Here is a 24836-nt window from a genome sequence, read left to right on the forward strand (position 1 = left end):
TGTCGGCAGTCGGGGCAGCACCAGCCGCGACCGTTCTTCTGCCCAGCCGTGCACGCCAGTGGTGTGGTGTTGCAGGACTGGCAGGGGAACACGGGGTGGTCGCAGTACTTGTGGGAGCAGTTCTTAAGCAATGGCATCGGTCTTCTCCTGATGGGTGCAGTTCTCGCAGCAACCTCGGCCGTTGTCTCGGGTGAGGCCCTTGCACGAGATGACGGTGATGCCGCAGTGGGTGCAGTGTCCCCATTTGTCTCGGGCGGATTCGACTTTCGGGATCGTCATGCCGGCACCTTCCCTCGGTACTTCGGTGGGGCCATGCAGTGGGCGACGAAGGCTCGCCCTTCCGGGGTGAGTGCGTACTCGGCAGCGTCTGCCCAGGAGGCACGGTCACTGTTCGGTTTATGGTGGGCCGGCACCGGGTCGCCGACCGGCTGATGGTTCATGATCGCGGCGTACGCGGTGTTCGTGATGCGAGAGGCGATCTCGCCCCGGTAGACGCGTGCGATCGTGTTCCCGGCGACGCCGACCCGCTTCGCGACAGCGTTCACGGTGCCGTAGTGAGCGACGAGCTCGATCACTCGGATCTTCGCGTCACCGATCGGCCGCATCGTCGCTTCGAGGTGCTTGTTCCGGCAGACCCGGCACATGCCGGCCGCGTGCACGGTGCGTGTGCAGCCCTTGGTCTTGCATTCCTTCGTGGTGTTCACCATGCTCGTTCCTTCCATGCGTCCGACCCCCACACCTTCGTGGCGAGGCGAGCGCTGTGCTCGGCTTCCTCAGCGAAGTGGGACTGTGGACACTTCTTCCGTTTCGTGGGGTGCTCGTGCTTGTGGCATTGGCGTCGCCAGGCGTCGTATCTGGGGTCGTTGTCTGCGAGTTTCTGGGCGATGTCGGCTCGCATTGCGACGAACGACATGAGCATGCAGACGCCGTGCTCCGCCATGCGTGGCCCGCCCGGCAGGTACTGGTTGCCGTCTTCGTCGAACTGGACTCCGTGGCCGATCGTGAGAGCCTTGCGGGCCTCGACCTGGCGGCACCCGATGCATTCCTCTTCGCCGTACCACCAGTCAGTCGAGTGGTCCTCGTACCATTCGGAGAGTCCGGCAGGCCACTTCAACATCACCCGGTCGGTCTGGCCGGACGCTGCGTCGATGACCTTCCGTTCCTTGTTGTCGGCAGGCTTGCGGATCATCTCGAAGATGTCGATCTGCCCGGGTGTGTTCGTCAACAGGGCACCTCCAATGAGTCTTCGAGCGCACGGATGCGACGGCGACGCAGCACCTCTTCGAGGAGCGAGAACGCACGGTCTCGATTAAGAGTGAAGAGGTAGTACTCGTACTTCCCCTTCGCGTCGTTCCACTCCCAAATCACCCAGTACCGGTGATGGAACTGGACATGGCCCTTCGGCTTCTCCTGCACAATGCGGAACGGGGCCGGAGTGAGGCGCTTCATGGTCGGCTCCCGTCTTTGGCGGTGATGCCGACCCACCCGATGACCCACAGCATGGTGAGGGCGGAGAGACCGTTCGCGGTGAGGGTGATCGAGTAGGAGTAGAAGTATCCGGCCATGCCGATCACGATCATCGGCAGGTAGATGGTGAGCAGTCGACGAAGGAAGTACACCTCACGCGGGAACCGGCGCACGGTGGTCTCGGCGCTCATACCAGGACTCCCTGCTCTGCGAACTTCGCATTGAACACGTCGTCGAACAGGCCCCGGTCCTGCTCGGTGTAGGAGTTGATCTGGCGGGCACGGTGCCCGACCTCGCCGAACGCTTTCATCGGCTTCACCCCATACCGGCGTTCGTACTCGGCAGACACGGCACGTCCGAACGTGGAGCGCATCGACTTGAGTGCCTTGCCAGAGACTCCCTGGTCCCGGAGATAGTCCTCGGTGTAGAGGGGCCGATGCTCAAACGGAATGTCGGGGCGATTGTTCAGTCCCTTCTCCAATGCGAGGGTCGTCATCGTCGTCACGTACACCGGGTCGAGCTGAGCGATCGACGTGGCCTGCTGGATGAGGTTCAGCTGCGCCTGAGCCAGAGCCATTCCGCCGAGGTGCTGTGCCTGCTCGACATTGATGCGGGGATTCACCGCACCGCCGTCGTTGAAGTAGGCGTCCAGGGCGTCGGCGGCTTCGTTCTGGAACTGCTCGATCATGCGGCGAGCGCGGTCGTCTTTGACTCGGGAGGTTTCGATGGTGGCGAGCCACATGGTGAACGTTTTGCGGTCGACCATGGTGATCTCGTAGGTCTTACCGTCGCGGCCAGCTGTGTCCTTGAGGGACACGACTGCCCATGACTTCGTCTTGAGCTTCTGCAGCTGCTTCGAGAAGGCGATGCCGATGGACTCGCACACGTGGCGCACGCTGACCCAATGGGTGCCGTCTTCTTCGATCGCGATGATCTGTGTTTCGTGGAACGGGATTGATACGATGTTCGTAGACATTGGTTGATCACCTTCCTGGTGTCTCTGGCCCTCAGCACTCCACTGCTGGGGGCTTCTTCATGTGCAATGGCTGCGAGCAGGCCCCGGGGCTTCCCCCTCCACCGGGACCCACCCGGTTCATGGGGTCGGCTTCTGCCGGATCTTCGACACGACCTCGTCTTCAGTGATCAGTCGGAGCGCGGCGATCGATGCTTCTGCCTCGTCGTAGATGCTCAGGAGTGTGTCCTCGAACGCGGTGATGCTGTCCGAGTCCATACGGCCGTTGAGTGGGGCCGCACCGATTTCTCTGGCCAGGGCCTCGACGCGGTGCTTCGTGGCGAGCTTCATGTTGAACAGTGCGTCGAGGCGGGACTGCTCTTGCTCGGTGGGGAACTCGGCGCGGGGCATCAGTCGCAGTCTCCTGCTGAGACGGAACGCAGCACTGCCGATTCCGGCAGGGTGGGTTCCGGGCGGAATCCAACCGGGCGGAGGGGCCACGCTGCGGCCAGGCGGAGGCGTTCGTCCTCCTCGGCGGCGATGCCAGCTTCGACGAGGTCGCGGCGTTCACCGGCGACCATGTCGAACACGCTGTTCGAGGTCTGCTCGAGGACGGCTTCGATGCGTGCCAGGTGCGACATTGGGAACCCGTCGCGCTGCGCGCCGCGGTATTGGCGGAGGACTGCGGCGAGACGTTCAGCGTCGGTGATCGCCTGGTTGATCGTGGAGTTCCTGCGGATGGTGGCGGGAGTGGCGGGGGTGGGTGTGGTCATCGTTGAACACTTCCTGTCCTTGTCGGTAGCGGTGTGGCCGGTCATGCTGATTCGCTCTCTTCGAGCCACGCGTCGAGAGCTTCGAGCCGGTACCCGATGCACTTCTGCGCTGCACCGTTACGCGACTTGATCCACTTCGGCGAGCGCCCTCCCCCGTCTCCGCGGTCGAGGTATCGCCACGACGCGAGGGTGTTGGCCGGCACTCCGATGTACTCGGCGGCCTCGGCTGGTTTGAGGACGCGCTTCATTACGGTCGAGTCGGTCATCAGTGGCTCGCCTTGTACCTGGCGATCGCATCGCCGGAGACTTCGAACGGGACCGGGTCGATCGGGTACGGGCCGTCGATGGTGCCGCGTTCCTCGAGACGATTGAGGTCGTAGGCGCTGAGGTCGTGCATGACGGCAAAGTCGCGGTACGTGTCGTCGCGGTGTTCTGCGAGAGCTGCATAGTCAGTCATGACGCCGTCCTCTGGTACTTGTTGATTCGTTTATCGCTGCTTGATATTTCGGGCACAAAATAGACGTCGATTGGGACATCGAGCGCTTCGCAAATCAGCTCCGCTGTCCTGCCGCGGTTCACTGATTGCGTTCGCCCGATGACGAGGTTGTCGATCGTGCCCGGAGAGACCTCCGAGTATTTGGCCAATCGTCGATTGGAGAATCCCTTTCTCTCCATGCGGTCGATCAGCGAATCTCGGGCGACTAGTTTCATCCTCATTCCGGATGGCCACCTCTTCCTGGCTGTTCTTTGGTAGCTCAATTGAAACCCCCTCTAGGCAGTTACGTCAAGTGCTGATAGATAGATCATCTACTATTCCTAGGCACTCTGTCAACAGCGAAGTTGCGCCCGCCGCCCAGTATTGGCGCGGGAGACGAAAAAACTTAGTCGTGTTGTTAGGCATCTACTGCCGCAATATGGGAGATTTGCGGTTAGGCACTGCCTAAGATTGTGGAGTTGCCACCACCTGCACCCTCGCTGAAGCTGGAGACATGATGAACCCGCTGCTCGCCGATTTGATATCGGACGCCAAGACTCGACTCGGCTACAGCTATGAGTCGATGTCGAAGGCGTGCGGCGGAGTGCCCGGCGCCGGCCGTCTCCACCAGCTTGCCACCAAGCCACTGAGGACGTTCCCGGATCCCGACACCATCAACGGGCTCGCCCGCGGATGCAAGGTGTCACCACTGGACATCATCAAGGCCTCGGCACGATCGCTCGGCATCAACGTGTCCGACGACGACCGAGACCAAGTCCGCATTCCAGGATTCGACAACCTCCCACCGACAGTCCGGGACACGTTCCGCGACCTCGGTCAGCAGGTTGGCGAACTAGCCAAGAGGGCAGGTGATGGCGATGGAAAAGCCACCCCACATACAGACGCCGGCGGGACGCCGGTCACAGGAGCAGACGACGGGCTCGGTGCATTCGGAGGCCGAGCTCGTGGAGACCTCGACCACGAATCGATCAACGACGGTGCCGGCGACAACATCCGGCACCTCCGCGGCCCGTCCACCGAGGCGAGCGCAGCACAGGACGAGGCCGATGATGCGTCGATCGACGAGATCATGAAACACGCTGCGTATCAGCCCAGTAATGATGAAGACGAAAGCTAGACGGCGTGTCACGCGCGCGACTTTGGGATACTCGAAGTACGACGCGACACCCGAAGGGAGGTGAATAGCATGTCGTTTCCGGTGAATATGACGTCGGTCCTCACAGGGCTCACAAAGTCCCAACTTGCGAATCTACGTCGCAAAGAGATCGTCGTACCCGAGGTTCGGAAGAAGCGACCGCCGCTGTACTCGTTCCGTGACCTCGTGGCGCTGCGATCGATTGCACGGCTCCGCGCCGAACACTCAGCCCAGCGCATTGCCAAAGTGTTCCAGAATCTCGATCTACACGATTTAACGGCGCACCCATCTGCCTACCGTTTCGGCGCGATCGACGGAACGATCGTCGTTGAACGCGATGACCAGGCAATGGACCTCCTTCGACAGCCAGGCAACCTGATGGCATACACGTTCGAGGAAGTCACTCAAGCGTTCTCCGGCTGGAAGGGGAAGGAAGTCGTCAACTTCAACAACCCCCACCGCAACGTTGAGGTTTCCTACTCTCGGCTCGGTGGCTGGCCGACAATCAAGAACACTCGTGTTCCGTTCGACCTAGTTTCGGACCTGGTGGATATGGAAACGGTCTTCCCGGAAGACGTTCAAGAGTTCTACCCCGGTGTTTCGAGGCAGGCTGCTAGCGATGCAGTCGACTTCTCGGACATCGTGGAGGGAGGCTCTCGTGAAACGGCATAAGCTATTCATCGATGAGAACCTCCCTCCAACGATCGGCCCGGTCATTGAGCAGATGTTCCGCCGCAACCTCATGATCAGATCTGGCTATCAAGAGAGCACTCACGGCATGAAGGATGTCCCGCTCATCGAGCACTTGAGCGCGCTGTCATTTGCCGGAATCATCACCAGCGATTTTGCCCAGATCGATACAAATGACGACGAACGCGCAGCGCTCCGTAACGCTGGACTGCACTGGATCGGCGTCCCGAAGCCCCAGGCTAAGGGAATCGCTCAGATCAGCCAGATCACGGCCGCAGTAATTAGCGCAATGCCTCAGATCCTCGCAGAGTGGCCCTCCGATCCCACAGCGTTCCGGATTTATTCGAAGCCCATGGCAAAGGCTTCCGTTCCGAGATCTGAACTTCTCTGAATTCGACTCACCTAACAATTCGAACTACTGTCCGAATGCATGAGCGTGTTTCCACACCCGTGGAAGGCGTTGCGCGAGCTCGACACTGTTGCCGTCTCGTGGCGTGATGACCTTCCCCCTCCCGTCCATGCTGTCACCAACGGCCGGAACATCATCTGGATGGCCAAGAACCTCCTGCAGGTCGAACGACGGTGCGCCCTGCAGCACGAACTGATCCACATCGAGCACGGCCACACCTGCCGCCAGAACTCCCGAATCGAGGCGCAGGTGCGACAGATCACCGCAGAGCGACTGATCCCCACCAGACTCCTGTTTCGGGCGTGGAAGGCCGCACTGAGCGTCGAGGAGTGGGCCGAGAGCCTATGGGTGACGCCAGCGGTCCTCCACGACCGTCTCGACCACCTATCCCCCGACGAACGACGAACCGTAGAACAACTCAAGGCGAGCGCATGGGAGCGCGGCGCCGACTGATTGCACCGGCTCCGGTGCACGGAAGGGCTGACCATGGCACAGGTGATTGCGTACGAGACGTCTGCTGGCCGGCGGTACATGGTGCGGTATCGGAAGCCGGACGGGAAGCAGACGAAGAAGCGCGGGTTCACGACGAAGCGTGAGGCGAGCGACTTCGCGTCGACTGTTGAGGTGTCGAAGCTGCAGGGCACGTTCATTCCCGAGGCTTTGGGTCGGGCGAAGGTCGGGGATCTGGGTCTCGCGTGGATTCGCCGGCAGTCGGACTGGAAGGAATCGTATGACTACACGATGAGGTCGACGTGGTGGACGCACGTGGAGCCGCGGTGGGGGCAGACTGCGATCGCGGATGTGAACCGTGTCGATGTTGAGGATTGGGTGTCGGGTATGGGCCGGTCGCGGTCGGTTGCGTCTCGGTGCGTGACGATCCTCAACGGGATCCTCGATGACGCGGTGGCGAAGCGGCTGATCGTGGTGAACAACGTCGGGAAGGTGGCTCTGCCGCGGAAGGATCAGAAGCCGCGCCTTTACCTGTCTCACGAACAGGTGGCGGCGTTCGCGGCCGCCGCGGGTGATCTGGGTGTGATCGTGAACGTCCTCGCCTACACCGGTCTACGGTGGGGTGAGCTCGCCGGCCTGCACGGTCCCGACATTGATCCGGTGGGACGGCGGATCTCGGTGAACCGGAACGCCGTGCAGGTGGGGTCTCGCGTCGTGTTGGGGACACCGAAGACGCACGAGCTGCGGACTGTGCCACTGCCGAAATTCCTCGCCGATGAGCTCAAAGGCATCAAGTGGCCGGGGATCGCGTTCCCCGACGCGAAGGGCAACTATCGGCGGTCGCCGCGTGCGTCGACGTCGAAGCGGTCGTGGTGGCGGACCGCCGTGCTCGAGGCCGGCATTCCCGAGGTGACTCCGCACGACCTTCGACACACGGCAGCGTCTTTGGCCGTGCAGTCCGGGGCGCACGTGAAGGCTGTGCAGCGGATGCTCGGGCACAAGTCGGCGGCGATGACGCTGGACGTGTACAGCGATCTGTTCGACTCGGATCTCGACCTCGTGGCCGATGCTATGGAGGCCGCACGCTTGTCTGCGTTGAAGTAGATTGTGCCCAAAATGTGCCCAACGGGCACAATCCGGGAATAAGGAAACCCCCGCGTTCCGCTTGTTCTAGCGGTACGCGGGGGCTACCCGTTCTGCGGAGCCGGTGGGATTTGAACCCACGGTCCCCCTATTGGAGGACTTCACCTTAGCAGGGTGACGCTTTCGGCCGCTCAGCCACGACTCCATCCGCAATGCTGCGATCCGCCTCGGCGAAATGCATACCGACAGACCCTCCAGCACTACGGGATACAGCCTAAGGGAAAGGAGCCATCCAGGGCAAAGCGCAACCGCGGAGAGTGGGCTTCGTCATAGTCGAACCGACCCGTGACGGGCGCAAATCCGGGCCGAACGTCCCCTTTGTACCGCTCCCCCACACCGGAATTCCAGCATTCATCAATGTCCAGGCGTAAAATCGGCGTGATGTGCTTTGCGGTCTGGTCTCAGATCCTCGCAGAAACACCGGTCGGAAAACCGATAGCCGCGGTGTGCCCTGTGCCGGAAACGAGAACGGCGAGCGGGCCGTATTGCACGAGCAGACAGTTTTTGAGGAGTAGACAACTTGCCAGAGTTTCCCCCTGACAAGCGCGGACCGTATGGGAGCGACCCCGATTCCCAGACAACAGGTCGTCGGCTCCGTGCCTCCTCTCGCCCCCGGTTCCGCGGCGACACCGCCGCCAGTGAAAGCGACTCGACACCGCAGTCGAGCTCGCCGCAGCAGAATTCTCGGCAGTCTGAGCCTCGCCGCTCGGACTCCCAGCGTCGTGACTCCAAGCAGCTGCCGACCTCGGCGGTGAATCCTCGCCGGTCCCGCACGAACTCGGACCACAACCCCGGCCAGAACTCTGGTCAGGACTCCACACGGTCCGCCGACGCCCGATCCGACTATTCGTTCCGCACAAGCTCTCGCGGATCCGGAGAGCAGTCGGACAATCGACTCGGCGACAGCACCCGTGACACAGGATCAGCGACCCGCTCGCCGCATGCACCGCCTCCGCGCCCGGTCGCCCCACGCACTCGCCGCGAAGCCCGCATGCTGCGAGCTGCCGCCGCAAGCGGAGCCTCTGCCGCCGGAGTGGCCGCAGCAGCAAGCTCGAATACACAGGATGATCCGGACGCCGGCTCACGGCGCGGTCCTGCCCACGATGCTCCGCGCACCTTCGCACGGGACGAATCGGCCGCCTCGGCGAGGGATTCCCACGATTTCGACCACACGGACAACGACGCCGATACGGGCTCCGCTCCGACGACTCGCCGCGACGCCCGTAAACGGCACGCGGCCGAATCCCGAGGCCGGGGCCGAAAGAAGTCATCCGCCACACGGGGCGCGCGCAGCGCCGCGGCCGCAGCAGCGGTCGGTGCGGGCGGCACTGCGGCAGCAACCGGCGCATCGTCTGCCGCGAGAGGAGCCGACGAGAACGGCTCCGCCCACGGCGAGAAGTCGACCGGTCACGGACCGGGACGGGCCCGCCGCCATTCCTCCCGCCTCGGCGAATCGTTCCCCAGCCTCGTCGGCTGGACCTCACTGAGCACCCTGCTGCCCGGTGTCGGACTGCTGCGCACACGCTTCCGGCCCGCCGGGCTCATCGTCTTCGGTCTCTTCGTCCTCACTCTGCTCGTCGGGCTCGTCTACCTGCTGGTCAAGGGACCGGTGCGTGCGATCGCCACGATCGTCGCCAGCCCCTCGCTGCTCAACTTCCTCGCCATCGCCGCCGTGCTCGTGGCCGTGATCTGGATCCTCGTGATGGTCGTATCCCACCTCGGGCTGCGCCGCGGACACCGATACCGGCCCTGGCAGAACAAGATGGCCGGCGTCCTCGTCGTCTCCCTCGCCCTCATCATCGGCATCCCGCTCGGCGTCGGCTCGGTCTTCGCCCGCGTGCAGTCCGACACGGTGGCCAGCCTCTTCGGCGACAGCACGGGCAAGGCCCACAGCGCCGAAGACCTCTGGGCGGACAAGCCCTATATCAACGTCTTCCTCATGGGCCGCGACAATGGCGACGATCGTGAGGGCACCCGCCCGGACACGATGCTCGTGGCCTCCATCGACACGAAGACCGGCAACGCCGCGCTCATCTCCGTGCCCCGTAACCTCGCGTTCCCGGTCTTCCCCGAAGGCAGCGAACTCGAAAAGGCGTGGCCCGACGGATTCCGCCCCTCCGGTGACTCGTCCGAGGACCTCATCAACGCCGTATGGCAGTGGGGCGAACAGAACCCCGACAAGATCGGAAACCCGCACGGACTCGAACCGGGCATGTGGGCGACGATGCAGGCCGTCGAAGGCTCGTTGGGTCTCAAGCTCGACTATTGGTCCTCGGTCGACATGGCCGGATTCGAAGACGTCGTCGACGCCATCGGCGGAGTCAAGATCGACGTCGAACGCCCGATCCCGATGGGCGGCGGAAAATCGATGTCGGGTGTGAAGAACGAGATCTACGGCTGGGTCGATCCGGGCCCGCAGACGCTCAAGGGCAAGGACGCACTCTGGTATGTCCGCTCCCGTGAAGGCAGCGACAACTACGACCGCATGTGCCGTCAGCAGCGGATGCTCAAGACCACTCTCGAGCAGATCGACCCGCAGGAGATCGCCACGGCCTATCCGAAGCTCGCGAACTCCGCGACGCGGAACATCGCCACGTCGATCCCACAGAACGAGATCCCGGCCTTCATCGAACTTGCCATGATGATGCAGAAGGGCGACGTCACCACAGTCCAGATCAACAATGACGTCACCCCGACCTACGACCCCGATTACGATGTGCTCCACAAGTGGATCCTCGGCGAAGTCAAGGGTGCGTCCGACGGCGAGGAGACACCGAAGCCGACGAACGACGGCAGCAAGTCCCAGGAATCCGAGGACAGCACCGGCTCGACCGAGGACAGCACCGAAGACACCGCCACCGATGAACCGGCCGATTCCGCGGATGGTTCCACGGACGAGGCCGGCGCCGAGGCGGACGCCACCGAAACGGCAACGCCGGGTGAGCCCAACGCCGAAGGCAAGTGCTACCCGAAGGGCTTCAAGCCCGGTGACGACTTCCCCGGCTACCCCGGGCCCAACGGCGGAACCGGCGAGCAGGGGTGAGTCAGGCTCCACAGACTCCCGCCCCCGCGGTCGCGATCATCGGCGTCGGACCGCGAGGTCTCACCGTTCTGGAGAGGCTCGTGGCTCTGGCTGCGAAACGCTTCGCCGGCACCGTCGGCGCGTCCCGCAGCGCGGCTGACGCCACCACCGAGACCGCGCTGACCATCCACCTCATCGACCCGTACCCGCCCGGCGCGGGAATCGTGTGGCGCACCGACCAGCCCGAGTCTCTGCTGATGAACACCACCATCGCCGAGCAGACCGTCTTCCCCGATTCCAGCTGCAGCTTCCTCGGCCCCGAAGAAGCACCGACCGGACCGTCCATGGCCGAGTGGTACCTTGCCAACGGCGGCACCGAACCGCTGCACTCGACCTTCCCCAGCCGCAGTCTCTACGGCCGCTACCTCCGCGACGCCTACCGGCGCATCCGCGAGGGCGCACCGGACTTCATCGAGATCGTCGAACACCCGACGAAGGCCGAATCCGTCATCGACCTGCCCGCGATGGACCTCCCCCAATCGGTGACAGAGAGTTCACGGGCCACTGTCCCCGAGCAGCTCGTGCGCTGCCAGAACGGCACGACGATCGTCGCCAGCGCCGTCGTGCTCGCCGTCGGTCACATCCCCAGCGCCCAGCCGGAGGAGCGCGCCCGCCTCGCCGCTTTCGCCGAACTGGGCGGCGGGCTGTACCTGCCGCAGGGTCTGCCCGCGGAAACCCCCGTCACCGAGGTGGCCCCCGGTGAGCGGGTCATCGTCCGTGGCATGGGGCTCAACTACTTCGACCTGCAGACCCTGTTCACTCATGAGCGCGGCGGTCGCTATGAGACGCAGCCCGGCGGACTGCTGCGGTATGTGCCCAGCGGTGACGAACCGCGGCTGGCGCTGGGATCACGACGCGGAATCCCGTACCGCAGCAAACCGATCTGTCATGAACATCCTCGGCGGGACTGGCCCCTGCGGTACTTCACGAAGGACAATATCGCTCTGCTCGCCGGGATCGAGCACCTCGACGGGGAACGCAAGGCCGGTGCCCGATTCAATGATCAGCTGTGGCCGCTCATCCTCGCCGACCTGCGTCTGGCGTACTATCACACGCTCTCCCAGGTCCGTCCCGAAGCGTTCGCCGATGACCCCGGCCAGCTGCGCGAGGCCATCGGCGAAGCCGTCTCACGTCACCTGACCCGGCGCACCTGGCAGGAAACCCACCCGCAGTCGGGCGAAGTCGGTGCTGGCGAGGCTCGGACCGCTGCGCCCGCTCGCGCCGCGGCAAGCGCTACGGCCACGTCCGGTGCTGCACGAACAGCCGGCGCCACGGCCACGTCCAGCGCTGCACGAACAGCCGGCGCCACGGCCACCGAGGATGCCGCCCGTCAGGGCCGCGTCACCCGTGAGGCCTTCGCCTGGTCGGAGATCGAAGAGGCACTCGTGCCCGATCCTGCCGACCGCATGTCACTGCACACCCTGCTCAACCCGCTCGAAGGTGAGCTCTTCACCAGCCGCGAACCCGGCGAGCCTGGTTCCCTGCACGAGTGGATGCTCGATTTCCTGCGCACCGACCTGCGCAACTCTCTGGCAGGTCCGACCGGCAGCCCGGAGAAGGCGCTCTTCACCGTGCTATGGCAGTCCCGGCTGCTGCTCAAGGAGCTCATCGTCGCAGGTCACATCGACCGCGTGAGCATCGACATGGAGATCCTCGGCTGGTTCGAGGGCTTCGTCTCCGGCATCTGCGATGGGCCTCCCCCGCAGCGGATCGCGGAACTCATCGCCCTCGCCGAGGCGGGAATCGTATCCTTCATCGGCCCCGATATGCGCATCGAAGAAAACCCTGACGCTCTCCGCGAGAATCCAGAGGCGCCCGAAGCTGAGGCAGAGACCGCAAGTTCCGGCATCGCCGCACGCCCGGACGGGGTCGATAGCACCACTGCCAAAGCAAAGGGACTCACCAATGAGGCGCAGAAGCCGCGGCCAGAGATCTTCACGGTCACCTCGGCGCAGGCCGCGGGAGCGATCACGGGCAGCGTCGTCATCGATGCCGCGTCCCCGACGAACTCCGTCTCGCGCGCTGCCGATGTCCTGCTCTACGGAATGCTCGAACGCGGTCAGCTCACCGCGGCCCGCCTGACCTTGGACGACGGTCGAGAGAAATTTCTCAACGGACTCGCACTCACGTCTCGGCCGTACCGCACCATCGATGTCGAGGGCAACGTCCACCCGCGCCGGTTCGCTCTGTCGATCCAGCTGTCGTCGAAGCAGTGGGGGCTGGCGATCGCAGCGAACCCGGGCACGAACGCGGCCACGCTCAACGACTCGCACGCAGCCGCCGAGGCGATCCTCGACCTCCTCTGAGACCCGCAGGCTCTCCCCGGACACCAGTTACCGAGAACGCTCGGCTCAGGCCCGTCTCCACCCGCGGCCCCACGGGCGCCGACGGCCCAGTTTCCACTGAATAGCCTCTGTTCAAACAGGAGCTGCCCAACTCAAACTGGGCCGTTAGCAAGCAGGCGAGGAGAGGTTCGGTACACCCCTCTCTGTAATGCACATGGAGGAAATTGAGCATTTCAGAAACGGGTGTCCCGAAACGGTCTCGGCGGCCGAGCACCGAATGCGAGCAGCCCAGTCTGGGGTGAATGGCCCTGTTTCAAACATGGGCTATTCAACTCAGACTGGGCTGTTCGCAGAGGCGCCGTGATGCGACGCGTTGCGCTACGCAGAGGCGCCGTGCTGCGCCGCGCAGCGCGGCGCCTCGGCGGCTACGCCATTTCGAGGGCGGCTTCGGGCTTCGTGGTCCGGGCCCGGACGATGGCCAGCAGCGACATCACGATGCCGATGACCGCCCAGGCCAGCAGTCCGCCGTATGCGGCTGCCTGCCCGCTGGTGCCCGCGGCGATCGCTGCGAAGCCGTTCATCGACGGAGTCAGCGGCAGGATCGGCGCGACGAAGTCGAAGAACTGCGGCACCGCCCCGATCGTCCGACCTGCCACGGCCAGCACGACGGCGATGACCGAGAGGAACCGGCCCACTCCCCCGAACCACGCCACGAGGGCGAAGTTCAGGATCATGAACACGATCGCTGAGACGAATGTGAGCACTGCGATGTCGAAGCCTTGGATCGCGTCGATGTCCATCACGGTGACCGCGAGGATCGAGAGCACGAGCGCCTGCAGCACGCCGACGACGAGGCCGGGCAGCAGTCCGCGCGCCCACACAGCGAACGAAGACTTCGTCGAGAGCAGAGCCCATGCCGGGATCGGCTTGAGCACCGTGTAGGTCACGAGTCCGCCGATCCACAGGGCGAGCATGATGAGCAGGGCGATCGTCGATCCCGCCAGCACATCCGTGACGCTGTCCGTGTCCGGGGATGCGATATTCGCCGAGGCGACCTTGGCCAAGCGGTCACGTTCCGGAGCCGTATAGGACGGCACTTCATCCGCACCGTCCTTGACGCCGTCGGCGAACTTGCTCACGCCCTTCGCGTACTTGCCCGCACCCTCATCGAGCTTGTCGAGGCCGGCTGAGAGTTCGGAGGTGCCGGTTGCGGCCTCGGAGACGCCGTCGGTGTACTTGCCGACACCGGTGCTGTATTCGCTCAGCCCATCGCTGAGCTGACCGGCACCGTCGGAGAGTTCCGAGGAACCGTCGGCGACCTTGCCGATGCCCTTGGACAGGGCCGGCATACCGTCGGCGAGCTGCTGGTTGCCGTCGGCGACCCCGGCGGCACCGTCACGCAGTCCCTTCGAGGCCTCGAGCAGCTTCGGGGCGTTCTTCGAGATGTCCTCCATGCCCTTCGTCAGATCGCCGAGGCCGTCCTCGAGTCCCTTGACGAACTTGGTCACGCCGTCGGAGAGCTCCGAAGCACCCTTGGCGAGTTCATCGGACCCGCCGAGGAGGGACGAGCCGTTCTGCTCCTGCTCGAGTCCGTCCACGGCTCCGTTCAGACCGCCCGAAGTGCCGTTGAGCAGTCCCTGGGCATAGGCCTGTTCGATGCCCTGACAGACCTGGTCGGGAGTTCCGGTCGGGCACATCTCGGCCCGTGCCTGCTTCGCCTCGGACTTGCTCATGATGCCCTCTTCGACAAGCTTGTCGAGATCAGGTTTCGAGGCAGCGAGCTTGTCGGCACCATCGGCCTTCTGCTTCAGCCCGTCTCGGTACTGGTGCAGTCCGTCGGAGAGGCCTGAGGCGCCCTTGGACACACCGTCGGCGCCCTTCTCGAGTTCCTTGCCGCCCTTGGTGATGTCGCCGAGGCCGCCTTCGCCCGAGTCGCCGGATCCGGCGAAGCCCTTGATGATCTCGTCGATGGACTTCGTGTATTCGTCGACGCCGTCGGAGAGCTCACCGGAGCCGTCGGCCAGCTTCTGCGTGCTGTCGGGCAGCTTCGAGGTCTTCTTGTCGAGTTCGTTCAGCCCCCCGGACATCTCCGAGGCACCCTTGGACAGTTCGCCGGCGCCCTTCGACAGCTCCGTGGCTCCGGACTTGAGCTCGCCGCCGTTGTCACTGAGCTGCTTCATGCCTTTGGACAGCTCGCCGGCGCCTTCGGCCGATTGTCCGGTGCCTTCCTTGAGGCCTTCGGCACCCTTGTCGAGTTCCCCGGCTGCGTCGCCGAGGTCCTTCATCTGATCGCCCATCTTATTGAAGCCCACGTAGATGTTGTCGAGGTAGTTCTCGGTCATCTGCGTGTTGAAGGTCGTCCGCGCCACCTCGGCGACGGATCGGGAGATCTGCGTATCGAGCGCGGGAGCGGTCCCGGAGACGTCGACGTCGAGCTGCGTCTGCGTCGCCGACTTCGCATCATCGACCGAGGTCACAGCGCGGGAGAAGCCCTCGGGAATCGTCAGCTTCGCGGCGTATGTGCCGTCGGACAGCCCGTTCTGCGCATCCTCTTCATCGGTGATGACCCAGTGGATGTTGTTCTCGTCCTCACCCACCAGACCGCTGGTCAGCTGACGGCCGATCGGCACGGTCTTGCCGTCGACCTTCGCTCCATCGTCGTTGTTGACGATGGCGGCTTCGATGGTCTCGAGACGATCGCCGCTCTTCCACGTGGCGAGGATGAATCCGGCCGCCACGATGATCGGGATGAGGACCAGCCCGAGGAGGGAGAGCCAGTTCACCGGCTTCTTCGAGTTCGCACGTTCGAGTCTCACGACTGCACACCTTCCATGTTGGTGCTGTCGACGGCGTGGGTGTGTTCGCCGTCTGATTCGCTGTCGGTTCCGCCCCGCTCATCGGGTCGAGCCTCGTCGAGGTCGAGGTGGAAGTAGTTCGTTTCGGGATCGAAGATCCCTGTCACATCCCCGTCGGGCAGGCCGAGGATGACGGTGGCGCCTTCGGCGACGAGCTGCGGCAGCAGATCGCGCAGATCCCGTGCCGGTCCGGCCGATTCCCGTGCCCCGGCCGCGAGCTTCTCCGCCCCGTCGATGACGAGCAGATCCGGCGCCGAGGCGGCCATCCGAGAGATGTCGCGCGGACTGATCATCCGGTCGGCTTCGCCCCGGTTGAGGTCGAGGTAGGGAACCTGTCGGCGGACCCGTCCGGCGTGTTCGGGCAGGACGTTCTGGCCGATCTTCATCTCCCCGGCCGTGAGTCCGACGCGGCCGGACACGGCGAGCAGGAGGGCTCGGCGGGAATCGCCGCTGGCGACGAGGATCTGGCCGGGCAGCAGGGAGATGTCGACGCGGGCGAAGCCGCGGTCTCCGGAGTACACGCCGATTCCGCGTCCGTAGACCCGGTAGTCCGAGTTCGGCTCCGGCCAGTCGCGCAGGGCCACTTCGTGGGCGAGGCCCTCTCCTTCGACGTCGAGGCGCGGCAGGATCCGATCGAGCCACTTCGGCAGCCACCAGGCCTTGTCGCCGAGCAGCTGCATGATCGCGGGCACCAGCGACATGCGCACGAGGAAGGCGTCGACGAAGATGCCGGCGGCCAGGGCGAGCGCGATCGACTTGATGATCGGTTCGCCGGCGGGCACGAAGGCCGCGAAGACGGAGAACATGATGATCGCTGCGGCCGAGACGACGCGGGCGGAGGAGGCGAATCCGGCTCTGATGGCGTCCTTGGCCGAGGAGCCGTGGACATAGGCTTCGCGCATGCCCGAGACGAGGAACACCTCGTAGTCCATCGCGAGGCCGAAGAGGATGCCCATGACGATGATCGGCAGGAAGCTGATGACCGGTCCCGTCCCGTCGATGCCCAAGGGGCCGGCGAAGAGTCCGTCGTGGAAGACGAGGACGACCGTGCCGAAGGAGGCGAAGACGGAGAGGAGGAACCCACCGGTGGCCTTGATCGGCACCGCCACGGAGCGGAAGACCATCATGAGCAGGATGATGGAGAGTCCGACGACGAAGATGCCGAAGGGCACCAGAGCCTTGCCGAGCTGGTCGGAGACGTCGATCTGGATCGCGGTGGCACCGGTGACGGCGGTGTCGAAGTCGAAGTCGTCCTCGATCTCCGTGCTCAGGTCCCGCAGCCGATCGACCGTGTCGAGGGTCGCCGGGTCGTCGGAGGCCGTCGTCGGAATGATCTGGAAGAGCCCGACGGTCGCGTCCCGGTTCGGGGTGGCCATGATGACCTGTTCGACGCCGTCGACCTTCTCGATGCGCTTCTCGATCTCCTCGACGTCTCCGAGCGGATCGTCGCTCGTCACGATCTGGCTGGTCATGACCAGGGGCCCGTTGTAGCCGGGTCCGAAGTGCTCGTCGATGAGGTCGTAGGTCGCCCGTGCCGGGGTGCCCTGCTCCTGGTCGCCTGCGGTGGGCAGGGACAGTTGGAGCTGGGTGGCAGGGATCGCGAAGAGCGCGAGGCCGCCGACGATGACGACGATCGTCAGCAGCGGGATCTTCGTGACGACCTTGAGCCACCCGGCGAAGAACTTGTTCATGATCGTCGGCGGGTACGGGTCGCCGCCCTCGGCGCGCGCCTCGTCGGCGATCCTCTCCCGCAGTGCCGGGTCGGTCGCCTCGGCGGGGGTTCCTGTGGAAGCGTCGGTCGCCACAGTGGGGGTTCCTGTGGAACCGTCCCCCGCCTCGGTGCCGGTCGATGATCCCTTCGCCGAGGCGGTCGTGCCCGTCGTCGCCCGCTGAGCGGCCGCGGCGTAGGCCTTCCGGTAGCGCTTCGTCGGCTTCGGGGTGATCTTGGACTTCACGAGTCCCAGCAGGGCGGGGACCATCGTCAGGGAGATCATCACGGCCACGGCGACGGAGCCGGAAGCGCCGATGCCCATGATCGTGAGGAAGGGGATGCCGGCCAGGGACAGGCCGAGGAGTGCGATCATCACGGTCATGCCCGCGAAGACGACGGCGGACCCGGCCGTCGCGACGGCGCGTCCGGCCGCCTCGACGGGGTCGTGGCCTTCGGCGAGGAGGTCGCGGGCGCGGGAGACGATGAAGAGTGCGTAGTCGATGCCCACGGCCAGGCCGAGCATGAGCGCAAGCATGATCGAGGAGGAGTTGATCGTCGCGAACGCGGTGCCGCCGACGATGAGCAGCACGGAGATGCCGACGCCGATGAGCGCAGTGATCAGCGGCATTCCCGCGGCTCGGAAGGAACCGAGTGTGAGCAGGAGGACGATGAAGGCGATGACGACGCCGATGCCTTCGACCCAGGAGATCTCGACACCGGTGATCTGGAAGAGCTCACCGCCGCCTTCGACCTGCGCTCCGGGCAGGGCATCGCGCAGCGGGTCGAGCGCCTCGATGAGGTTGTCGCCGGCGTCCTCCCCGACGTCCTGCTGAGTGCCGTCGTATTGGACGGAGATCATGGCCGCCGTCTCGTCCTTGCTGATGGCACCCTCGACGAGGTCGGAATACGGGGAGGTCACCGTGTCGACGTGCGGGAGGTCCTCGATGCGGTCGATCTCGTCTTCGATCGCGTCCTTGTACTTCGCATCCTCGACCGAGTCTCCGTCGTCGGCGACGACGATCACCGAGGCGGAGACGCCGGCGGCTTCGGGGAACGTCGACTTCATCGAGTTCAGAGCCGTCTGCGCCTCCGAACCCGGGAGTGTGAAGTCATTGTCGAAGTCCTTGGAGAAGGCGGCGACTCCGGCTCCGACGAGGACGAAGATCAGCAGCCACGCGGCGATGAAGCGCCACGGGGTCCGATACGCACGACGGCCCAGGGCGTAGAGGAAAGTTGACACGAAAACCTCGATACAAAAGTGTATTGGATACAGTATTGTATTGTTGTGCAATACCCACCCTCCATGCAAATGGATCCCAGGTTGAGCGAGGATTCCCATGAGATGCTCAGGCGCCTCGCTCTCCGCCACGCCGTCGCTGCCGGCTCCGATGCCGGCGCAGAGAACTGCACCACCTTGGCCATCGCCGACCCCACCGCAACGAAATGACGATGAACACAGACGAACTCAGCCCACGCAGACGCCAGACCCGATCCACCCTCGTTCAGGCCGGCACCTCGGTCTTCGCCGTCCGCGGCATCGACGGCGCCTCGATCGAGGAGATCTGCGAGGCCGGAGGCCTGACCAGAGGGGCGTTCTATTCGAACTTCTCCAGCCGTGACGATCTGGTGCTCGCGATCATCGAGATGCGCATCTCGGAGAACCTTGATCGCCTCGATGCCACGATCCAGCGGTGGTCCGAGCAGCTCATGGCCACTGCCGAGGTGCCGGAGATCAAAGCGCTGATGACGCAGTTCATCGACGATGTCTTCAATGAGAAGAAGCAGACCGTGGCCGAGACGATCACGGAACAGGAGATCGAGCTCTACTGCCTGCGGGTTCCGCATCTCCACGCCCGGTATGTCGAACTCAACGCCACTCAGCTCGATCGGCTGGCCGCACTCGTGACCACGGCCCTCGATGTCGCCGGCGCCACGACGAAGCAGCCGCTCGGCGACTTCCTCACGGTCATCATCTCCGTGTTCAACCGGATCGCCCTGACTGCGGCGGCCGGGAAGAAGATGGACGAGCACGTCGACATCGATCCGAGCCTCATCGTCGAGGTCCTCATGCACCTCATCGATTTCTGTCCCGACGCCGAGGTCTGAACGCTTCTGCCCCGACAGCGATACCTGGAGGCTTCTGCCCCTATGACAAGGTCTGAACGCGCTCGACGAACCGGCTCGAGGCACTAAGGTGGTGCCCGTGAACGAACTCCAGCGCGAATTCTCTGCTTTCATCAACAATATGGACGTCCGCCTCGGCGCGTTCGTCCTCGCCGACCTCCCCGAAACCTTCGAGAAGGAGGACGGGGAGACCGTGAAGTTCCCGAAGGACTTCGGGCCGAAATCACTGCCGATGCTCGAACTCTTCGTGCTCTCGAAGTTCCCGAACACCGAAGAGATCCTCAAGCCGGAGAACCGCCGCTTCTTCGAAGGACTCATCCGCTACCTCGGCGAAACCTATCTGCGTGCGATCGGCGGGGTCTGGGACCACGACGAGTCGACAGGCAACGGGATGCCATTCATCCGCCCCGACAATGCCGACGGCCCGGCCGCCGGTGAGCCGATCCCGCTGGTGGGAATCGTGCTGGCCGCCGTCGACCAGCGCAGCGCCGAGGTGTTCACCGCAGTGCTCGACAAGGCCAGGGAGCTCCTCGGCGGGGACGGCCAACCGCGCCGCAAGTGCACGGGGCTCTCCCTCGGGGTGCTCAACGCCGAGAACTCGAGCGAGGAGGAGGTCGAATTCCTCACCCGCTTCATCGGCACCGTCGAACCGGGCATCGCCGCCTGGACTCAGGAGCAGGCCGATCCGAGTTCGTGGGGCTTCGACCGGGAGAGCCTCGCCCGTCTGGGCAGGCAGGTCGCGGTCCGCTACGACGGCCCCGACGACATGATCGCCGAGGACGAGACCCCCTTCACCGCCGGTGCCATGCGCTTCATCGGTGAGACGGTGCGCCGCATCGCCTTCGGCCAGTGGCGCTACGGCGCCGAACTCGAAGCCGATGATCCGCGCAGCAGGCAGCCGTTCATCCGCTTCGTCGTCGGCGATCAGAATCTCGACCTCGTGCCGTGGCGACTCATCCAAGCCGCACTGGAGAACGACGATGCGATCGCGTCCGCCCTCGACGCGGTCATCGAGATGCGCGAGCAGGAAGCCGCCGAGGCGGACGAGAGTTCCGATGATTCCGCCAGTGCGACGGACGGAGCAGACGAGAACTGAGCGGCCGCCGCCGGTTCAGAGTTGGAAGCGGCGGTTTCCGTGCAGACCGTCGGCCGGTGACCCGGGTGCGAGGTCGATCTGTTTGCGCGCCGGATCGATGCGCACGCTCACCAGGGTCGCCGAACGATCCCCGTAGGCGGCGCCGGGCGCCGGAGTGCAGCACACAGGCGCGTCTCCCGGTCCAGTCGTCAGCAGCTTCGTGAGATCTCCGACCGCGACGGGCGCGTTCTTCGCACCGTCGGTCGAGGCAGCGCCGTCGGGCTCAGCGGCACCGTCGGTATGGGCGGCGCTGTCGGACTCGGCGGCACCATCAGCAGGGGGCTCTCCGCCACGCGCCAGCGCACGTTCGGCTTCGAAGCGCACGACCGCCTCGGCGAGGTGACGGTACCGTTCCTGCGAGGTCGAATCGGGGCGCAGCTCGAGCGCACCGTCGAGCAGATCCGGGTGCAGGAAATGGTTTGTGTGGATGAGGAATCCGGACTCCCCCGTCTCCCCATCGGCCCCACTGCTCGCGCGGGCCCGTCGCTCGCGCTTGAGCTCGCCGGCGATCTCGACCTGGACGGCCGCCTCGGCGGTGATGACGGTGATGATCGACGATGATGACGTCGGGGCGGAGTCGATGATCTCAAGCGCCTCGGCGAGGGTGCCCGCTTCGGCCAGGACACGGGCGAGGATCATGTGGATGGGCACTCCACCAGGCGCATCGTTCCGGTGCTTGAGGATGTTGAGCAGGACGCCGACGCCGGCCTCGTTGAGACCGATCTTGCCGAGCATTCCGAACTCGGCGATGCCCACATGCCGGTGCTGCCCGGGCACGGCACCGACATCGTTGAAGTGCCACAGAGTGGAGAAGTCCGCCGCCCAATCCCAGTTCTGTGCGGCCACGGAGGCGCCAGGACTGGTGTGGCTCACGGTCGAGCATTCGGTCGGCGCGGCCGGTGCCTGGGTCATGATCTCCGTCCGGGCGACGATCTCCATCAGTTCGGGGACATCGATTCCCGCTCCGGCGGCTACGGCTTCGACTTCCTCGGCGCCGGTCGGCCACCATTGCTGGAGTCGCTGCCAACTCGACGTTGCTGCCGAGTGCACGGCCGCCTCGGTGATGGACAGATGCGAGAAGTAGCGCCGATACGCGTCCAAGGTGGAGGCGATTCCCGTGCGCAGCTCCTCGCCACGGCGGTGGCCGCGTTCGACGTGGTCGCTCGCATGGACGGCGAAGGTCACGGGCCGCACCTCGGCGGCGGGAACGAATTCGGTGCTCATGCTGGTTCCTCCTTGCTGTCTCTCTTCTTCAGGCCGGGCCCGGCTCAGTCCTTGCCGACGAGAGAGCCGACGCCGATGTCGATACCGAGATAATGCATGTGCGCGGCGGTTTCGGCAAGGGCGGCGAAGAGGTTGAAGTTGTGCAGGCTCTCGAAGCCGCGGGACCAGTGCAGGCCCGCCGCGATCGAGTAGACGCTGTGGTCGTCGGTGGCCTCCATGCGGGCGCGGATCTCGCCGAGGCGCTCGTGATGGTGTTCGACGAGTTCGACCTTGCGGTCATGGAGTCCGGTGAAGCGGAAGCCGTGGGCCGGCAGCACCGCCACGTCCTCGTCGAGCTCGCCGATCTTCTCCAGTGAGCGCAGATAATCGCCGAGGCTGTGCGTGATCGCCCCGGAATCGAGGCCGATGTTCGGGGTGATCGTCGGCAGCACATGGTCGCCAGAGAAGAACAGTTTGCCCTCGTCGCGGACGAACGCCGAGTGCCCGTAGGTGTGCCCCGGCGTCCACATTGCCGTCACTCGACCTTCGTCGAGCGGGAGTTCGGTGCCGTCATCGAGGACGTGGATGTTCTCGGGCAGCCGGCTCATCGCCTGTCTGTACAGGTCCATCGAGGCGCTCTTCGACCTGCCCTTGCTCGATCCGACCTGGAGGCTTTCGACTTCGGCCCAGCGGTCCTCGGGGACACCATAGGCGCGGGCGATGTTGAGGTTGGGGTCGATGCCGGTGCCGAGGTCGACGGCGTTGGTGTAGAAGCGTTTGATCGCGCGCAGGTCCTCGCCGTGCATGGCGACCCAGGCGTCGGGGTTCTTCGCGAGGAGTGCGGGCACGAGCCCGATGTGGTCGCGGTGATAGTGGGTGATCGCGATTCCGTGGATATCGGTGACCGTGAAGCCGAGGTCGTTAAGCGCCGAGGTGAGCGCCAGGTACTGATCCTTGCCATCCCAGCCCGGGTCGATGAGGACGACGCCGGTGCCGTCGGCGAGGGCATAGCAGTAGGTGTAGACGAGAGGATTGTTGGGGATCGGGACCGGGAGGGCCCAGACACCTTCGGCGACCTGTTCGACCGGCGGCAGGACTCGATCCTTCCATGCCGCCGACTGCTGGGAACTGAGCGTTTCGATCGCCATACTGCTCTCACACCTCTCGTGGGGCCACATTGTCCGTTGACTGCAATCTACTCTGTTTCGCGTCGGCGCTGACGGTTCGTTCGATAACTGGGCACGGCACCACCCGACCTGACTACCGATATCGTTGCTGTTATTGACGGTTTTCATCGGAAAGGTCACGATTTCACACTGATACCCGTCCCGATCCTCGGCGATGGTTTCGTTTTCAGTACCTTGAGCGTTAAGATCATGACGCACATCACTTCCGGGCCGGTCATCGATGGCGACGTCGACGGCCCGGCGGGCGGCAAGACTCATTGGGGAGGATTGATATGGCTGCCTCTGGCTCACTGAAGCGCAACCTCGGACTGTGGTCCATCGTCGGACTCGGGCTCGGCTATATGACGCCGACGGTCGTCTTCGACACGTTCGGAATCGTCTCCGAACAGACGAACGGAGCAGTTCCGGCGGCGTACCTCGTGGCTCTCATCGTCATGATCTTCACGGCCTTCAGCTACGGCAAGATGGTCAGGGTCTTCCCGACCGCGGGGTCGGCCTACACCTATACGCGGGAGACGATGTCACCGGGGCTCGGCTTCCTCGTCGGGTGGACCTCCCTCCTGGACTATCTGCTGCTGCCGATGGTCAACTGCCTCATCATCCGGCTCTACATGGAGTCGATGGTCCCCGATGCGCCCCCGTGGGTGTGGGTCATCGTCTATACGATCGTCATGACCGGCATCGTCCTGTCCTCGATGCGGGGAACGGCGAACATCAACGGCGTCCTCCTCGTCTTCGCGGTCGTCCTCGTCGCCACGTTCTGCGTGCTCGCCGTCATGCAGCTCAACGCCGGCGAAGGGGCCGGAGTCGTGTTCAGTCCGGAGCCGTTCATCCATCATGGCGTCCACCTCGGCGCGGTCCTCACCGGTGCGACTGTCGTGTGCTTCTCGTTCATCGGCTTCGATGCGGTGACGATGTACACGAACGAGGCGAAGCACGTCAGCCTCATGCCGAAGGCGATCATGCTCACCGTTCTCGCCGGCGGTCTCATCTTCCTCGTCGCCGGCTATTTCGCGCAGCTGCTCTTCCCCGACAATTCGCAGTTCACCATCGTCGACGATCCGCTGCCGGAGATCGGCATGATCACCGGCGGCCACGTGTTCCAGCTGTTCTTCGTGGCTGCGGCATTCGCTGCGACCGCCGCCTCGGGGCTGGCCTCGCATGCGTCGGTGTCGCGGATGATGCTCGTGATGGGCCGCAATGGGGTGCTGCCGCGCAGGGCCTTCGGCTACATCAACCCGAAGACGCACACTCCGGTGTTCAACATCGTGCTCGTCGGTGCGGTGTGCCTGCTGGCGATGTCGTTCAGCCTCGAACTCATCTCGGCGCTCATCAACTTCGGTGCGCTCATCGCCTTCACCTTCGTCAACCTCACTGTCATTGCGCACTACGCCTTCCGGACCAAGCAGGTCAAGGACTTCAAGTCGGCGTTCAGCTACGTCGTGATGCCCGCCATCGGAGCGATCCTCACAGGAGTCCTGTGGGTGAGCCTGCATGGGACCGCGCTCATCGGCGGCCTCGTGTGGCTGGCGATCGGCATCATCTACCTGGCCGTGCTGACCCGCGGATTCAAGCGTTCGGTGCGCAGCTTCGACGACCCCGAGGCCGATGCCGAGATGTCCGAACCGGAGGCGCCTGAGGCCGGGGACGGCGCTGGGACGCCCGGGGCTGGCGAGGCTCCCGAGGCGGGAGCACCGGTCCGGGGCTGAGCGGTCGGCACCTGAGTGCACTATCGGCCC

At 64.6% G+C, this 24836-nt stretch carries 26 protein-coding genes and 1 tRNA gene; 11 read left to right on the forward strand and 16 right to left on the reverse strand.

Going from position 1 to position 24836, the window contains the following annotated elements; genetic code table 11:
* Window positions 1–123: 123 nt before the first annotated feature.
* The 11 genes from AC239G_RS16350 to AC239G_RS16400 form a co-directional block, all read right to left on the reverse strand.
* Entirely contained in the window at window positions 124–279 is a 156-nt protein-coding gene (locus tag AC239G_RS16350) for a hypothetical protein (protein WP_487489303.1), read from the reverse strand.
* Entirely contained in the window at window positions 276–707 is a 432-nt protein-coding gene (locus AC239G_RS16355; RefSeq protein WP_487489304.1) for a hypothetical protein, read from the reverse strand. Before AC239G_RS16355 ends, AC239G_RS16350 begins: the two co-directional genes overlap by 4 nt.
* Window positions 701–1225: a hypothetical protein gene (locus tag AC239G_RS16360; protein WP_487489305.1), complete on the reverse strand. Its 525-nt coding sequence runs from the start codon at window positions 1223–1225 to the stop codon at window positions 701–703. Before AC239G_RS16360 ends, AC239G_RS16355 begins: the two co-directional genes overlap by 7 nt.
* Window positions 1222–1449, reverse strand: a complete 228-nt coding sequence (locus AC239G_RS16365) for a hypothetical protein (RefSeq protein ID WP_487489306.1) — start codon at window positions 1447–1449, stop codon at window positions 1222–1224. The genes AC239G_RS16360 and AC239G_RS16365 overlap by 4 nt, the downstream gene beginning before the upstream one ends.
* Window positions 1446–1658, reverse strand: a complete 213-nt coding sequence (locus tag AC239G_RS16370) for a hypothetical protein (protein WP_487489307.1) — start codon at window positions 1656–1658, stop codon at window positions 1446–1448. Before AC239G_RS16370 ends, AC239G_RS16365 begins: the two co-directional genes overlap by 4 nt.
* Window positions 1655–2443 carry a phage antirepressor N-terminal domain-containing protein gene (locus tag AC239G_RS16375; protein ID WP_487489308.1) on the reverse strand — a complete coding sequence of 263 codons (789 nt, stop codon included), beginning with the start codon at window positions 2441–2443 and terminating at the stop codon, window positions 1655–1657. The genes AC239G_RS16370 and AC239G_RS16375 overlap by 4 nt, the downstream gene beginning before the upstream one ends.
* A 117-nt stretch (window positions 2444–2560) precedes the next feature.
* Complete coding sequence (locus tag AC239G_RS16380) at window positions 2561–2830, reverse strand: hypothetical protein (RefSeq protein WP_487489309.1); 270 nt, start codon at window positions 2828–2830, stop codon at window positions 2561–2563.
* Window positions 2830–3192 (reverse strand): hypothetical protein, encoded by a 363-nt coding sequence (locus AC239G_RS16385; RefSeq protein ID WP_487489310.1) that lies wholly within the window; start codon window positions 3190–3192, stop codon window positions 2830–2832. Before AC239G_RS16385 ends, AC239G_RS16380 begins: the two co-directional genes overlap by 1 nt.
* Before the next feature lie 41 nt (window positions 3193–3233).
* Complete coding sequence (locus tag AC239G_RS16390; RefSeq protein ID WP_487489311.1) at window positions 3234–3458, reverse strand: hypothetical protein; 225 nt, start codon at window positions 3456–3458, stop codon at window positions 3234–3236.
* Window positions 3458–3649 (reverse strand): hypothetical protein, encoded by a 192-nt coding sequence (locus tag AC239G_RS16395; RefSeq protein ID WP_487489312.1) that lies wholly within the window; start codon window positions 3647–3649, stop codon window positions 3458–3460. Before AC239G_RS16395 ends, AC239G_RS16390 begins: the two co-directional genes overlap by 1 nt.
* The gene (locus AC239G_RS16400; RefSeq protein ID WP_487489313.1) at window positions 3646–3903 is read right to left on the reverse strand and encodes a helix-turn-helix domain-containing protein; all 258 of its coding nucleotides are present in this window, start codon (window positions 3901–3903) and stop codon (window positions 3646–3648) included. Before AC239G_RS16400 ends, AC239G_RS16395 begins: the two co-directional genes overlap by 4 nt.
* Window positions 3904–4181: 278 nt before the next feature.
* On the opposite strand from AC239G_RS16400, the gene AC239G_RS16405 reads away from it, so the two are divergent.
* The 5 genes from AC239G_RS16405 (at window position 4182) to AC239G_RS16425 (ending at window position 7476) form a co-directional block, all read left to right on the forward strand.
* Window positions 4182–4805, forward strand: a complete 624-nt coding sequence (locus AC239G_RS16405; protein ID WP_487489314.1) for a hypothetical protein — start codon at window positions 4182–4184, stop codon at window positions 4803–4805.
* 69 nt (window positions 4806–4874) lie between these two features.
* A complete protein-coding gene (locus AC239G_RS16410) occupies window positions 4875–5495 on the forward strand; it encodes a DUF433 domain-containing protein (protein ID WP_487489315.1) in 621 nt (206 codons plus the stop codon).
* Entirely contained in the window at window positions 5482–5904 is a 423-nt protein-coding gene (locus tag AC239G_RS16415; protein WP_487489316.1) for a PIN-like domain-containing protein, read from the forward strand. The genes AC239G_RS16410 and AC239G_RS16415 overlap by 14 nt, the downstream gene beginning before the upstream one ends.
* A 39-nt stretch (window positions 5905–5943) precedes the next feature.
* Entirely contained in the window at window positions 5944–6375 is a 432-nt protein-coding gene (locus AC239G_RS16420; RefSeq protein ID WP_487489317.1) for an ImmA/IrrE family metallo-endopeptidase, read from the forward strand.
* Window positions 6376–6408: 33 nt separating this feature from the next.
* On the forward strand, window positions 6409–7476 hold the full coding sequence (locus AC239G_RS16425; RefSeq protein WP_487489318.1) for a site-specific integrase: 1068 nt from the start codon (window positions 6409–6411) through the stop codon (window positions 7474–7476).
* Window positions 7477–7571: 95 nt separating this feature from the next.
* Here the strand turns inward: AC239G_RS16425 and AC239G_RS16430 are convergent.
* Window positions 7572–7660: transfer RNA gene (locus AC239G_RS16430), tRNA-Ser, on the reverse strand.
* Window positions 7661–8035: 375 nt separating this feature from the next.
* Between AC239G_RS16430 and AC239G_RS16435 the strand changes: the two genes are divergently transcribed.
* Together AC239G_RS16435 and AC239G_RS16440 are read left to right on the forward strand one after the other, a co-directional pair.
* Window positions 8036–10558: an LCP family protein gene (locus AC239G_RS16435; protein WP_487489319.1), complete on the forward strand. Its 2523-nt coding sequence runs from the start codon at window positions 8036–8038 to the stop codon at window positions 10556–10558.
* Window positions 10555–12903, forward strand: coding sequence for an FAD/NAD(P)-binding protein (locus AC239G_RS16440; protein ID WP_487489320.1), 2349 nt, complete (start codon window positions 10555–10557; stop codon window positions 12901–12903). The genes AC239G_RS16435 and AC239G_RS16440 overlap by 4 nt, the downstream gene beginning before the upstream one ends.
* Window positions 12904–13307: 404 nt before the next feature.
* Here the strand turns inward: AC239G_RS16440 and AC239G_RS16445 are convergent, their stop codons facing one another.
* Both AC239G_RS16445 and AC239G_RS16450 read right to left on the reverse strand, forming a co-directional pair.
* Entirely contained in the window at window positions 13308–15698 is a 2391-nt protein-coding gene (locus AC239G_RS16445) for a YhgE/Pip family protein (protein WP_487489321.1), read from the reverse strand.
* On the reverse strand, window positions 15695–18688 hold the full coding sequence (locus tag AC239G_RS16450; RefSeq protein WP_487489322.1) for an MMPL family transporter: 2994 nt from the start codon (window positions 18686–18688) through the stop codon (window positions 15695–15697). Before AC239G_RS16450 ends, AC239G_RS16445 begins: the two co-directional genes overlap by 4 nt.
* 81 nt (window positions 18689–18769) lie before the next feature.
* Here AC239G_RS16450 and AC239G_RS16455 point away from each other — a divergent pair, with 81 nt between their 5' ends.
* The 3 genes from AC239G_RS16455 to AC239G_RS16465 all read left to right on the forward strand — a co-directional run bounded on the left by AC239G_RS16455 (window position 18770) and on the right by AC239G_RS16465 (window position 20668).
* Window positions 18770–18895, forward strand: a complete 126-nt coding sequence (locus AC239G_RS16455; RefSeq protein ID WP_258233247.1) for a hypothetical protein — start codon at window positions 18770–18772, stop codon at window positions 18893–18895.
* The gene (locus AC239G_RS16460) at window positions 18892–19554 is read left to right on the forward strand and encodes a TetR/AcrR family transcriptional regulator (RefSeq protein ID WP_248283891.1); all 663 of its coding nucleotides are present in this window, start codon (window positions 18892–18894) and stop codon (window positions 19552–19554) included. Before AC239G_RS16455 ends, AC239G_RS16460 begins: the two co-directional genes overlap by 4 nt.
* A 97-nt stretch (window positions 19555–19651) precedes the next feature.
* On the forward strand, window positions 19652–20668 hold the full coding sequence (locus AC239G_RS16465) for a hypothetical protein (RefSeq protein ID WP_139467951.1): 1017 nt from the start codon (window positions 19652–19654) through the stop codon (window positions 20666–20668).
* A gap of 15 nt (window positions 20669–20683) precedes the next feature.
* Here AC239G_RS16465 and AC239G_RS16470 read toward each other — a convergent pair whose 3' ends face one another.
* Together AC239G_RS16470 and AC239G_RS16475 are read right to left on the reverse strand one after the other, a co-directional pair.
* Window positions 20684–21931, reverse strand: a complete 1248-nt coding sequence (locus AC239G_RS16470) for a C45 family autoproteolytic acyltransferase/hydrolase (protein ID WP_139467950.1) — start codon at window positions 21929–21931, stop codon at window positions 20684–20686.
* Window positions 21932–21975: 44 nt separating this feature from the next.
* Window positions 21976–23058 carry an MBL fold metallo-hydrolase gene (locus tag AC239G_RS16475; protein ID WP_487489323.1) on the reverse strand — a complete coding sequence of 361 codons (1083 nt, stop codon included), beginning with the start codon at window positions 23056–23058 and terminating at the stop codon, window positions 21976–21978.
* Window positions 23059–23369: 311 nt separating this feature from the next.
* On the opposite strand from AC239G_RS16475, the gene AC239G_RS16480 reads away from it, so the two are divergent.
* A complete protein-coding gene (locus AC239G_RS16480; protein WP_487489324.1) occupies window positions 23370–24806 on the forward strand; it encodes an APC family permease in 1437 nt (478 codons plus the stop codon).
* Window positions 24807–24836 lie beyond the last annotated feature (30 nt).

Source organism: Brevibacterium sp. Lmc1 (genome assembly GCF_057654315.1).

Bases quoted from the DNA above. Each gene is read 5' to 3' on its own strand.
- AC239G_RS16460 (WP_248283891.1), top strand. From the start codon at position 18,892: ATGACGATGAACACAGACGAACTCAGCCCACGCAGACGCCAGACCCGA.
- AC239G_RS16355 (WP_487489304.1), bottom strand. From the start codon at position 707: ATGGTGAACACCACGAAGGAATGCAAGACCAAGGGCTGCACACGCACC.
- AC239G_RS16385 (WP_487489310.1), bottom strand. From the start codon at position 3,192: ATGACCACACCCACCCCCGCCACTCCCGCCACCATCCGCAGGAACTCC.
- AC239G_RS16400 (WP_487489313.1), bottom strand. From the start codon at position 3,903: ATGAAACTAGTCGCCCGAGATTCGCTGATCGACCGCATGGAGAGAAAG.
- AC239G_RS16480 (WP_487489324.1), top strand. From the start codon at position 23,370: ATGGCTGCCTCTGGCTCACTGAAGCGCAACCTCGGACTGTGGTCCATC.
- AC239G_RS16410 (WP_487489315.1), top strand. From the start codon at position 4,875: ATGTCGTTTCCGGTGAATATGACGTCGGTCCTCACAGGGCTCACAAAG.
- AC239G_RS16390 (WP_487489311.1), bottom strand. From the start codon at position 3,458: ATGACCGACTCGACCGTAATGAAGCGCGTCCTCAAACCAGCCGAGGCC.
- AC239G_RS16350 (WP_487489303.1), bottom strand. From the start codon at position 279: ATGACGATCCCGAAAGTCGAATCCGCCCGAGACAAATGGGGACACTGC.
- AC239G_RS16380 (WP_487489309.1), bottom strand. From the start codon at position 2,830: ATGCCCCGCGCCGAGTTCCCCACCGAGCAAGAGCAGTCCCGCCTCGAC.
- AC239G_RS16395 (WP_487489312.1), bottom strand. From the start codon at position 3,649: ATGACTGACTATGCAGCTCTCGCAGAACACCGCGACGACACGTACCGC.
- AC239G_RS16475 (WP_487489323.1), bottom strand. From the start codon at position 23,058: ATGGCGATCGAAACGCTCAGTTCCCAGCAGTCGGCGGCATGGAAGGAT.
- AC239G_RS16425 (WP_487489318.1), top strand. From the start codon at position 6,409: ATGGCACAGGTGATTGCGTACGAGACGTCTGCTGGCCGGCGGTACATG.
- AC239G_RS16470 (WP_139467950.1), bottom strand. From the start codon at position 21,931: ATGAGCACCGAATTCGTTCCCGCCGCCGAGGTGCGGCCCGTGACCTTC.
- AC239G_RS16405 (WP_487489314.1), top strand. From the start codon at position 4,182: ATGATGAACCCGCTGCTCGCCGATTTGATATCGGACGCCAAGACTCGA.
- AC239G_RS16370 (WP_487489307.1), bottom strand. From the start codon at position 1,658: ATGAGCGCCGAGACCACCGTGCGCCGGTTCCCGCGTGAGGTGTACTTC.
- AC239G_RS16420 (WP_487489317.1), top strand. From the start codon at position 5,944: ATGAGCGTGTTTCCACACCCGTGGAAGGCGTTGCGCGAGCTCGACACT.
- AC239G_RS16365 (WP_487489306.1), bottom strand. From the start codon at position 1,449: ATGAAGCGCCTCACTCCGGCCCCGTTCCGCATTGTGCAGGAGAAGCCG.
- AC239G_RS16375 (WP_487489308.1), bottom strand. From the start codon at position 2,443: ATGTCTACGAACATCGTATCAATCCCGTTCCACGAAACACAGATCATC.